Here is a 12,912-nt window from a genome sequence, read left to right on the forward strand (position 1 = left end):
CCGTCAAAACCTATCTATTAAATTCGTGATAAAATGCTTTAAAATAATCATTATGATATTTTAAAAGAACGTATTGCATCTGTCTTGATTAACATATCAAACGATAAGCAAATTTCACTATTTTGCTGATCTGATCTTTCTCATAGGCTGTGGATAAGTCCCTTTAAAAACACCATTTTGAAAAAATTTATCCATTTTTTCGCATTTTTCTACATTTTTTTCTCAATTCACTCAAAATGGATTTAATAAGCTTCATTTCGATTCTTTTGAAAAGAATTGACCATATCATACCAAAATGGAGCTCTGTTGTAATATGCTGCAATCTATTAAGTCTGATCATGAACAAGTCACTCTACGCTCTCTGTTGGACTATTATCGTAAACGAGCAAAATCACCCCGTGAATTGGGAACTCTGTTTGAAAATCTTGTGAAGGATTATCTGTCTGAAGACCCCTTGCAAAAGCAAGAATACGAAAAGGTTCAAACTTATTTGGAATGGGCTGGGGAGCATGATGAAGATGGGCGTGATATTGGCATTGATCTGGTCGCTACAATCCGTGATGACGGAGGCTATGCGGCTATTCAATGTAAATGCTATGATGCTTCTCACATCATTAAAAAAGAAGATATTGATAGTTTTATCGCTGCCTCTGGGAAGAAAATATTCACACGTCGCATATTGGTTGATAGCACTGAAAGCAATTGGAGTGATAATGCGAACAACACATGTGATGGTCAAGAAGTTCGTATTCAACAGATTAATCTGTTTGATTTAGAAAACAGTCAAATTGATTGGGGGGCTTATAAAGAAAGAGGACAAGCCGTCCTTAAAGAGCAACCGAAAAAAAAGCTTTTAGATCATCAAAAGGAAGCACTGAAAGATGTCTGTGAAGGTTTAACAGAAGCAGACCGTGGCAAGCTGATTATGGCATGTGGTACGGGGAAAACGTTTACTAGTTTGAAGATAGCAGAAACTCTCGCCGGAAAAGGCAAGCGTGTGTTGTTTTTAGTGCCTTCTCTTGCTTTGATGTCACAAACGATACGCGAATGGACCATTGATACAGAAATTCCTTTACGTTCTTTTGCGGTATGTTCTGATACACAAGTAGGAAAACGTCGTAAAGGGAAACATGATGATGAATCTGGTCTCGATGCTTCTGATCTTGTTTTACCCGCTACCACGGATTCACAAGAGCTTGCACGTAAAGCCAATAAAACCTCTCTTGATGTGATGACCGTCATCTTTTCAACCTATCATTCCATTCAAGTGATTTCGGATGCACAAAAGGATTATGGGTTACCCGAGTTTGATCTGATTATTTGCGATGAAGCTCATAGGACGACGGGGGTTGTATTGGGAACAGACAAGCATGAATCTGAATTTATCAAGGTTCATGACAACAGCATCATTGGCGGCAAAAAACGTCTATATATGACAGCAACGCCTAAGATCTTTGCTGACAATGCTAAAAAACAAGCTCATGAAATGAATGGCATTCTGGCGTCTATGGATGATGAAGCGCTTTATGGAAAAGAGCTTTACACCTATACATTCTCAAAAGCCGTCCAGAATGAACTCTTAGTCCCTTATAAGATTATTATCTTGGGTGTTAATGAAGAAGAAGTGAGTGAATCCATTCAACATCTGATGACCGATGAAAATTATGAACTTACCCTTGATGATAAGACTAAGATTATAGGCTGTTATCAAGCTCTGAGTAAAATAGATCTGAAAGTTGATTTGAGTGATGACCCTAACCCTATGCGGCGGGCTTTGGCTTTTTGTAAAGATATCAAGACCTCTGAACGTATCCGTGATACATTTAACTCTCAAGAAATCCAGAAAGAATTATTAAATCTTCATAAGCTCTATAAAGAGACACCGCCTCTTCAGTGCACCTTTGCGCATATTGATGGAACACAAAGTGCCAAGAAACGCAATGAAGCCCTTGATTGGTTAAAGGAAGATGCGGGGGAGCATGCGTGTCGTGTGTTGACCAATGTGCGCTGCCTATCTGAAGGTGTCGATGTTCCTGCTCTTGATGCGATTATGTTTTTACACCCGCGCAAAAGCCAAGTGGATGTGATACAGGCGGTGGGGCGTATCATGCGTCGTTCCAAAGGCAAGAAGAGAGGTTATATCATTTTACCCGTTGGGGTACCTGCTGGGGTTTCTGCTGAAGAGGCTTTAAAATACAACAAGAGATACAGTGTTGTCTGGCAAGTGATCAATGCGTTGCTTTCCCATGATGAGAATTTTGAAGTAACCCTTAACCAGATGATTTTAGGTCAAGACGTCAGTCATACTTTAGAGATTGCTGCCTTAAAGAGTATGACGACGGTTGAAGATAAACTCCATGTTTATGAGAAACCAGAAAGCACGGGTCTTGATATTGGAAAAGCAGCCTATGAACCACAAAAATACATTCATAGCGTAACCGGAAGATTACCCTTTTATAAAGAGTTTCCTAATGCCCTTAAAACTCTTCTGGCTAAGAAATTTACCCTTGCGGATTATTGGGGCATATGGGCTGGCAATGTTGCTGAGATTGCGCAAAATCATATCAATCATCTTAAAGATATCCTATCCGATGAAAGCAGTGAAGCCTATCATGCTTTTGAGAGCTTTCATAAAGAACTAAAAAACAACTTAAACAGCGACATCAAACAAGAAGAAGCTCTAGAGATGTTAGGACAACATCTTGTAACGCGCCCCGTGTTTGAAGCTTTGTTTGATGGCAATGAATTTGTGCAAAACAATGCCATTTCTCAAGCGATGGAAAAGATCTTAGCTGAGTTGGATAAAACCAATATCCAGCAAGTCTCTAAAGAATTACAAGAGTTTTATGACAGTGTAAAATTCCGTGCCTCTGGAATTACAACCCCCCAAGCAAGACAGAACCTTATTATCAAACTTTATGAAGACTTTTTTACCAAGGCATTTAAGAAAACCACGGATAGGCTTGGAATTGTTTATACCCCCGTTGAGGTTGTTGATTTTATCATTCACTCTGTTGATGATGTTTTACGCAATGAATTTGGCAAAAGTCTAGGATCACGGGGTGTTTCTATTCTCGACCCTTTTACAGGTACTGGAACCTTTATCACACGGTTGTTACAATCAAATCTCATCAAACCAGAAGATATGGAATATAAGTTCCGTCATGATATTCATGCTAATGAGATTGTCTTGCTCGCCTATTACATAGCCGCGATTAACATTGAATCGACCTATCATAGTCTTATGAAAGGTGATTATATCCCATTCAAGCATATTGGTTTAACCGATACGTTTCGAATGCTTGAAGAGAAAGATCTTATGGAAGGTATACTCAAAGAAAACAGTGAATATTTAGAACATCAAAAGAAACTGGATATCAAAGTTATTTTTGGTAACCCTCCTTATTCCATAGGACAAAAAAGTGAAAATGATAATAATGCTAATATAACCTATATTGCACTTGATACAAGAATTCGTAATACATATGCATCAAGATCTCAAGCAACACTAAAAAGAAATCTGTATGATAGTTATATCCGTGCTATCCGCTGGGCTAGTGACCGTATAAAAGACCGTGGTGTTATTGGTTTTGTTACAAATGCAAGTTTTGTAGATGCAAACGCTATGGCTGGCTTACGAAAATGCCTCGTTGAGGAATTTAGCAGCCTTTATATTTTCCATTTACGGGGGAATGCACGAACGTCTGGAGAGCAGCGTAAAAAAGAAAGTGGGGGAATTTTTGGTGAGGGATCTCGAGCCCCTATAGCTATTTCCATTCTTGTAAAAAATCCAGAATCTGAACAACGTGGCAAGATATATTTCCGTGATATTGGAGATTATCTTAAAAGAGAAGAAAAACTTACGATAATTGAATCCCTTGGAAGCATTGATGGCATCACACGGAGTGAACAAGGTTGGAAAATAATTACACCAGATAAGCACGGTGATTGGATCAATCAACGTGATGAAAGTTTCAAATCATTTTTAGTGTTAGGTGATAAAAAGGTTGGTAATAAAAAGCTTTTTGATACTTTTTCTTGTGGTATTGTAACAAGTCGTGATGCATGGGTTTATAACTCAAGCCGTGAAGCTTTAGCGAAAAATATGAAATCTATGATCACTTTTTATAATAGTGAAGTGGAGCGTTTTAATGATACTTATGCACATGCTGAACGTAAATCACGTGTAAAAGTTGTAAATGATTTCGTAAATTCAGATGTGAAAAAAATTAGTTGGAGTTTTAGTATTAAACAGCAATTAATTAGAGGAAAGGTTTTTGACTTTGAAGATACATGCCTTATGCAAAGTTCATATCGCCCTTTTACACAACAATGGCTCTATTATAATCATACCTTTAATGAAGCAATTTATCAAATGCCGCGTATATTCCCAATAGGGCAAGCGGTTGATAATAAGGTGATACAACTTACAAGTACAGGAGCAACAAAAGACTTTTCTGTCATCATGATTAAGAAAGTACCTGATTTTCATGCAATAGATACTAGCCAATGCTTTCCACTATATATTTATGAAGATGTTACAGCCTTAAAAGATAATAATCAGTCTTATTTATTTACGAATTCTATAGAGAAAAGCAAAAATACTGGTTTACAGAGGCGTGATGCCATTACTGATGAAGGACTAGACCATTTTAAAGCTACTTATCCGAATGAAAAAATTACTAAAGATGATCTATTCTATTATGTTTATGGGATCTTACATTCGGAAGATTATCGTACCCGTTATGCTGATAATCTCTCTAAAGAATTACCTCGTATCCCTTGTGTAAAGAGTGCTGATGATTTTTGGAAATTTGTTACAGCAGGGCGTGAACTGGGTCATTTGCACGTAAATTATGAAGATGTAGAGCCTTATCCAGTGACCTTTAAAAAAGGCAATCCAAAACAGACAGATATTTCTAATCCAGAAGAATTTTACCACGTTAAAGAAATGAAATTCGCAAAAGTTAAGAATAGTAAGGAAAAGGATAAAACAACAGTTATTTATAACAGCAATATCATCATAACAGATATCCCTCTTGAAGCTTATGAGTATATCGTAAATGGTAGACCCGCCCTTGAATGGGTTATGGGTCGTCAATGTGTAAAGACTGATAAAAAGAGTGGTATTGTGAATGATGCCAATCGCTATGCTGTTGAGACCGTTGGAAACCCTGCATACCCTCTAGAATTGTTTCAAAGGGTTATTACCGTAAGTTTAGAGACAATGAAAATCGTGAAAAAACTACCAAAATTAGAAATTAAAGAAACTGAATAAGCTTATTAAGGTATGCTCATATAATGGGTATGCTATCTTATAAGGGGTATAGAGTCTTATAATCATAATCTATACTTCTTTTATTAAGTTAATTAGATACAATCTTAAAAGGAGTGTTTATATGTGTTCTTCTAAAAAGAAATCATTTGCACTTTTAAACACCCTTATTTGTATTGCTTTAAGACTTATAAGAAATCCATTCTTAAATAGAATACGCTTCTTTTGGATTACCTTTAAAAGGTTATACCGTAATCTCAAATGATAGCTTTATTGTTTTCATAAGCTTTGTTTAAAGAGAATTTTATCTATAGGTTTTGACAGTGTTTAAAACACCCAAAACCCCTACAAAACCCTCTTAAATATATATTAAAGATTGTATTTACGTGTTGTGTTTAATATAGGTTGTTTATTTAAAACATTAACATATTGAAATATAATAACTTTTATTTTTGATTTAAAAAATATATAGAAGGGGTGTAAAAAGAACACCCAAAACCCCCTAAACCTCCAAAACTCATAACCATAATAATTTTAATAGCATTTCTTATGATTATACCCCCTTTCTATTGAAAGGCTTTAAAGGATCACATGCTTTCATAAGACATGTTTTAATCACTCACTAAAATGATCACTTTTGTCAGTTCAATTTACTGACACATAACTGACATATATATATTATGGATTGAATTTATGGTTGTGTTGTCGATATAGGTTGTATCATTAAAATGCTAATATATTGAAATATAATGTTTTTAATTTTCTCTCATTTAAAAAAAAAAATAATAGAGGGTCTAGAGTTAACTGACAGCACTGACAAAAGTCTATTAAAAGGGATTTTGCTCATCTCTATAGTTATCAATCTCTCTTTAGATGTTTTCATAACAAGCTATAAATCACAATTATCCTATTTATAATCTCTCTTATGAAAATGAAAAATGATGCGGTGGCTATAAAGCAGATAAGAGCTATAGAGAATGCGTGAAAAAAGCAGGTTTTATAATCAAAATGCAAATGAAAGCATTGGTTATAAAGACAGTTCCTATAAAAATCTGTTAAGTTGCAAATGTGTTATTAAAAGAAATTAACAGAAATCTTTAAAACCATTTAGTAAAAAACAAGATAGGTTATAAAGTTAAAAATACGCATGATGAGAGCGTTTCTAAATATTATAAATGTATAGATTCAAAAAATAACGCAATCGCTTAATAAAGCCCATAATATATCTTTAAAAGCACATAATACAAAAGAAGAAATTAATAAGCATATGATAAATATTTATACACAATGCATTAAAAAAATCATAAAAAATATCAAAAAAGATAAAATATTATTTGACAATAAATACGTATTTTGTTATATAAATACTCAAGTGATCAAAACACTAAACTACTAGCGAATAGGTTACGAAATAACCTTTCCAAAGTATTTAAAATACTAATTGTCTTTTATGCTTTTATTAGTATATAGAGATTTTTGTCGGGTGTAGTTACACCATACAATACTCTTTTATGAGAAAAGTGTAACAACGGACTAGTAGCCGTGTTTTGAGCGCCCGGCGCCTTTATAGGCTGTCAATTTCAAAACTTTTTAAACTACTAGGAAATATTCCAATGAAAAAATACGAATTTACGAATGAAACTAAGATTATTGAAGGATTTACCTTACATCGCATTAAAGCCATTAGAGATTTTGCTGATATCAAAGCAGGTACTTTAGGTGGCTTTATTGAAAGTGAAGATAACCTTTCTCATAATGGGAATTGCTGGGTTGGTGATAATGCTTATGTTGTAAAAACTGGTCGTGTTTATGAAAATGCAAGGGTTTTTGGCAATGCTGGTGTTGGTGGCTATGTATATGGTAATGCCAAGGTTTATGATTTTGCCAAGGTTTTTGCTCATGCTCATGTTTATGATAACGCTCAGGTTTTTGACAGTGCAAAAATTATCAGTCATGTGCATATTTATGAAAATGCTTGTGCTTATGGCATGGCTATTGTCACTAAAAATGCCTTTGGTGATACAAGAGAGAATGTTTATACAGAACGCCTTTCTCCTTATGGTGAGATCTCATTTGTGATGTGTAGGCCCATAATAAAGCAGTAATAAATAAACGCGGGCGCGGCGGGGGCGCCCCCTCTTTAAAACATTTCATTTCATTTAAAAATTTATCGAATATTAGATTAGGAGTTACCTATGACCAGTACAATTGTATCTAAAAAATATGAATTTACTAATGAAAGTTTCACTTTTGATGGGATTACTTTATACCGCATTCGTGCTTTAAGAGATTTTGATGATGTTAAAGCCGGTTCTTTAGGCGGCTTTATTGAAAGTGAAGATAACCTTTCTCATAATGGGAATTGCTGGGTCTATGATAATGCTGCCGTTCTTTTGAATGCAACTGTTTATGAGAATGCTAAAATTTATAAGGAAGCTAAAATCTTTAGAGGTGCAAAGGTTTATGGCAATGCTATCATAAATGGAAAAGCTTTGGTTTTTGATACAACCGCTCATATTTATGAAAATGCAAAAATTCATGATAACGCTAGGGTCTGTGGCCATGTTTATGGCAATGCCGTGATCAGTGATAATGCTACCATTTCTAATGATGCCTATGTTTATGACAATGCGCATGTTTATGAAAGTGCTCATGTTTGTGGCTATGTTTTTGGCAATGCTTGTGTATATGGCAAGTCACGTATTTATGTCTTTGCACGGGTTTATGATAATGCCCATGTCTTTTGTAATGCTTGGATTAAGAATTGTTCTAGTATCTATGGCAATGCTAGGGTTTCTGGCTCGGCGCGTGTTGGTTGCTTTGTGAGAATTTATGATGATGCCCATGTATATGGTAAATCCAATATTGATCATCACGTGCAAATCTATGGCAATGCTGTTGTGAATAGCGGTGCAAAAATTCGTAATGATATTTGTGATAATGATCAGTCTATAAAAGACGTTGCTTAAATAACAGCGGGCGCGGCGGGGGCGCCCTCTCTTTAAAACATTCTATTTCAAATTTTATCCAATGTTTATCACATTAGATTGTGAGGGTATCCTTATGTCTAAAAAATATGAATTAACCAATCAAATAAAACAAATTAAAGACAGATTAACAAAACAAATGACAAACCTTTATCGCATTCGGGCTTTAAAAGATTTTGATGATGTCAAGACTGGCGATCTAGGTGGCTATATCGAAAATGAAAGCAACTTATCACACTATGGCAATTGCTGGGTTTATGATGAGGCTCTTGTCTATGGCTATGCTCATGTTTCTGATCATGCTAAAGTAAGGCATCTTTCTCATGTGCGGGGGCGTGTCTATGGCAATGCTGAGGTTTATGGCAAGGCTGTAATCACTCGATATGCGAAAATTTATGACCATGCTTGTGTCTATGACAGTGCTCATGTCGCAGGCAATATTTATGGCAATGCGCATGTGAGTGGTGGCGCCCGCGTTTATAGCAATTCCCATATTTATAATCATGCGCGCGTTTCTCATAATGCTTTTGTTTATGATCATGCAAGGATCTATGGTCATTCAAAGGTTTCTGGGTCTGCTTGTATTTACAGCAGTGCAAAAATTTATGGACAAGCTGCTATCAAAGGCTTTGCAAAGATTTATGGCAAGGTCTATGGCAATGCGATTGTGAGTGGTCGTGCCGCGGTTTATGGCTCTGTTTATGGGAATGCAAAAATCTCTGGTTATGTCAAAGTCTGGGGTCGTGCCTATGGAAGAGCAAAAATAGATACACAAAGTAAGATAAAATTGGTTCCTGATAATTATGAGGTCTATAAAAGCGATGAGGTTGTAAAGATTGAGAAATAAAACAAATAATAGTGTGTGAGTGCCTTCTTTATGGCTATAAACGCATTATAAAATACATTGTTTAAAACGTATCATAAAAAAGAGAATTCAAAAAGAAAGCCGTGCCAAGTGATATGACGCGGCTTTTTAACGGAGGTATGTAAAAATGATTCATACAAATGAAATCAATAATGAATGCCTATATACAAAACGTATCATATTGCAAGCGCTTTATTGTCTTTATGAAAACTTATCAAAAGAACCTTAAATGATGGCTATAATTTTGATAGCATGCATTTGAATGAGAGAGTGAATTTAGAGCCTATAAACGCTTTTATGACTATCAAACGTATTAATCATAACGCCCTTTTCTTTAAAGAGATTCATTTGAAATAAAGCACATTGTCAAAACGCTTCTTTAAAACGTTTTAATATGCTACTAAGCTCAAAATTGAATTGAGTAAATTGAAATAAATGACATTCTAAAATCAAATTTATAAAACAAATCAAAAGCAAATATGTATTAAGTGAAATGTCTATAACAAAACCCGTTTTTAATATTTACAAGCGTTGGTTTTTAAAAGCAGCTTTTCATAAGACAAATAAACAAATGCTTTTTTTATAGAATGTAAAGATTTCAAGATTTGCTCTGCTATAAAATCTAGATCTTTGTTTTTTCGTAAATGAAACGTTCTTAAGAGAAAATGATAACTAAGTGATAACTGTTATAAAAAGTGTTTTAAACGTTTCTTATAAAGATCTCATTTTATGTTTCAAAGTTTAAACATTCACTTAAAGAGGTTCTCATAAGCGTATTTTAATTTTGCACTCAAACATAATTTCTTTGCAAATTAACCAGCTCAAATTTGATCTCGTTATCTTTAGATAAAGCATTCTTTAAACATTATAGCTTTTGACTCAAAATTGAGTAAAATCCTATGTATTGAGATTACAACGGTTTTGAATTTTGCTTGCTTATCTTTGTCTTAATAGGTGCCCCCATTTGACTTTGTATTTTTAAACGATAACTTTTAAAACGTTTTTTGATAGCTTGCTTGCATACGTCAAAAAAGGCTTTTGATTTCATAAGATATAACGTTTTGAATTTCATAGTTGTTATAATGCATGATGGTAGTGTCTGTATAATTATCTGCCTATCATTTTCTAAATTTTTAGAAAGCGCTTTAAAAACGATTTTGTCTTTAAATCTTTTTATGCGCCTTTAATGAATGAAAACCTATAAGCTTATAACAGTTTCAAACGATTATTCCTTTTAAGTTTCGCTCAAAAAAGAGCAAAATACATACCATTCTTTAAACGCATGAAATTATGTTATCGATAATTTAAAACGACTAAATTTTAAAACAATGCGATTTTTGAGTGATAAAAACGTATCATAAAATTTATAAACTGTTATGAATGATAGCTGCTTTTCATTTCATTCGAATACACACATGCGTTATAATATTTACATCATGATTTGCTTTTTATGCTCTATTCATACGTGACAATCTTATATAAAAAATGGTCAAATGAATCACGTATAAAAGTGTGGATTCCTAAGTGGATTCATATAAAATAAATTCACATAAGATACTGAATTTACTATGTTTTTATGCAATAAATGTTTCCTTTGTGTGGAGTAACACTGTTTTTTATATTTCATAATAAAAAATCTCAAATAAAAAAGCTTCCGATATTTCGTGTTCTTCATTCCATGAGAAAAAAGTCATTATTATCGATAAATTTTGGAGATATTTTTATAATAATACTCAACGAGACTTTAAAAAATCTTCATGGCGTAAAAAAAACTTCAAGCTAAAGCTTCCAGCTCTTCTTCTTTTTCTTTTTGCTCAAAACAGCAACAACTTCAACATGGGGGGACCATAAAAATTGATCGATTGGTATGATTTTTTCTATCATATATCCGCCTGCAACAAGAAGAGATAGATCACGCGCAAATGTAGCAGGATTACACGAAATTGCTACAACGCGTGATACTGTTGCCTTCGCCAGTTCACGGACTTGTTCCTCTGCCCCAGAACGAGGAGGGTCAAAAACAACACTCTCAAAACACTCAAGTTCCTTGACAGAAAGAGGATGACGGAAAAGATCACGTTTTTCACACGTGACTCTTTTCAAACCAGTTGCAAAACGAGCGGATGAGTTTAAATTTCTTAATGCACCTTCATTATTTTCTACAGCATGAACATTCATCTTTTTTGCCATACGCAAAGTAAATGTTCCTACCCCTGAAAATAAATCAAGAGCATTCTTTGCTTTTTTTAAATGAGTTAAAATAATATTGTCCATTATATTTTCAGCTTCGCAGGTTGCTTGAAGAAAACCACCAGAAGGAAATTCAACACGGACATCTCCAAAATAAATTACTGGTTTTTCTCGTTCGATCAAAACTTCACCAGCAACAGATAAACGTGTTATCCCAGATGAAAGAGCGACATTGATCATCTTTTGACGAAGTGATTGGGGTACAATACAACCGCTTAACGCAACATCTAAACCATTTTTAACGCGTGTTATCGTGACATGAAACCGTTTAACAGAACTGCTTAAAAAAGCACAGAGCTCTCTGATATTATGCAACTGAGAAATAAGTTCTGGATGGCTTACTGGACATTCCTCAAAAGCGACAATCTCATGAGAGAGATAACGGTTAAAACCAACTTTTTGACCTTGTGGGGTCATGGATGCAGTGAGAGTCATCCGCCGTCGGCTATAAGGTTTACATTCTATTAAAGGCGCAACAACGCTCTTAATTCCATAGTTTTGAAGCGCATCAACAACCAATTGTCGTTTCCATACGCGATAAGCATCAGCACGCCAATGCTGAAGAGCACACCCTCCACATTCTCCAAAATGCTGACAAAGAGCATCAATGCGTTCTGATGATTTTTCTTTTAATGCGATACATGTCGCATATTTTCCGTGAACAATAATTTCAGCATGCTCTCCTGGCAAAGTAAAAGGAACATAAACAAAGTCGTGCGCTGTCTTAGCAACACCACAACCATTTTCTCCTATATGGTTGATGATGACATTGTCACTCACTGTTGTTTTTCTCCGAATAGTAAATATTCCACATTGCCATCCCCACCTGTAATAGGGGAAGGAAGTAAAGCTTTTGCACGCCATCCCGTTTGTATATTGAGCCAATCAAAAAGATTTTTAGCAGTTTCTCTAGCCCTTGATGGATCTTTTAATATCCCCCCCTTACCAAGGTATTGACGGCCAACCTCAAACTGAGGCTTTACCAATAAAACAGCTTGAGCCCCTTTTTTGGCTAAGGATAAAATAGGAGGCAATGCAAGTTTGAGAGAAATAAAGCTAACATCTGAAACGATAAGATCAATTTCCCGCCCACCTAAATGCTCCTGTTGAAAATCTCTAACATTCAAGCCTTCTAATAAGGTTATCGCACTGTTGCCCAATAAACGTTTATCAAATTGATGATGCCCAACATCAACAGCAATGACATGCACTGCTCCACGCTCTAAAAGAACTTGTGTAAAACCACCTGTTGATGCACCAATATCAATGGCTGTCACTTTATCTGTTACAATCGGAAAAGCATCAAGTGCAGCAATCAATTTTAATGCTGCCCGTGAAACATAATTTTGCGCTGGATCACAAACAACAATCTCTGCGTTATCAAACACTATTTGCCCCGCTTTAAAGACGATTTCACCATTAACTTTAACAGTTTGGCGCATGACAGCATCACGTGCACGGGAACGTGTCTTAAAAAAGTTTTTTTCAACTAAAAGAATATCGAGCCTTTTTCTAGAAGCCATCTCATATTTGAA

General features: G+C 35.0%; 6 protein-coding genes. 4 read left to right on the forward strand and 2 right to left on the reverse strand.

What is annotated here, in order from left to right; genetic code table 11:
• Positions 1-313 precede the first annotated feature (313 nt).
• The 4 genes from FNZ60_RS00190 to FNZ60_RS00205 all read left to right on the forward strand — a co-directional run bounded on the left by FNZ60_RS00190 (position 314) and on the right by FNZ60_RS00205 (position 9,109).
• Entirely contained in the window at positions 314-5,278 is a 4,965-nt protein-coding gene (locus FNZ60_RS00190; RefSeq protein WP_142415767.1) for a DEAD/DEAH box helicase, read from the forward strand.
• Between the two features lie 1,610 nt (positions 5,279-6,888).
• Complete coding sequence (locus tag FNZ60_RS00195) at positions 6,889-7,380, forward strand: hypothetical protein (RefSeq protein WP_142415768.1); 492 nt, start codon at positions 6,889-6,891, stop codon at positions 7,378-7,380.
• 90 nt (positions 7,381-7,470) lie between these two features.
• Entirely contained in the window at positions 7,471-8,244 is a 774-nt protein-coding gene (locus FNZ60_RS00200) for a hypothetical protein (protein WP_142415769.1), read from the forward strand.
• A gap of 94 nt (positions 8,245-8,338) precedes the next feature.
• Entirely contained in the window at positions 8,339-9,109 is a 771-nt protein-coding gene (locus FNZ60_RS00205; RefSeq protein WP_142415770.1) for a hypothetical protein, read from the forward strand.
• A 1,797-nt stretch (positions 9,110-10,906) separates the two neighbouring features.
• Here the strand turns inward: FNZ60_RS00205 and FNZ60_RS00210 are convergent.
• A complete protein-coding gene (locus FNZ60_RS00210) occupies positions 10,907-12,157 on the reverse strand; it encodes a class I SAM-dependent RNA methyltransferase (RefSeq protein ID WP_142415771.1) in 1,251 nt (416 codons plus the stop codon).
• On the reverse strand, positions 12,154-12,900 hold the full coding sequence (locus FNZ60_RS00215; RefSeq protein WP_142415772.1) for a TlyA family RNA methyltransferase: 747 nt from the start codon (positions 12,898-12,900) through the stop codon (positions 12,154-12,156). Before FNZ60_RS00215 ends, FNZ60_RS00210 begins: the two co-directional genes overlap by 4 nt.
• Positions 12,901-12,912 lie beyond the last annotated feature (12 nt).

The organism is Bartonella massiliensis (genome assembly GCF_902150025.1).
Lineage (GTDB): Bacteria > Pseudomonadota > Alphaproteobacteria > Rhizobiales > Rhizobiaceae > Bartonella > Bartonella massiliensis.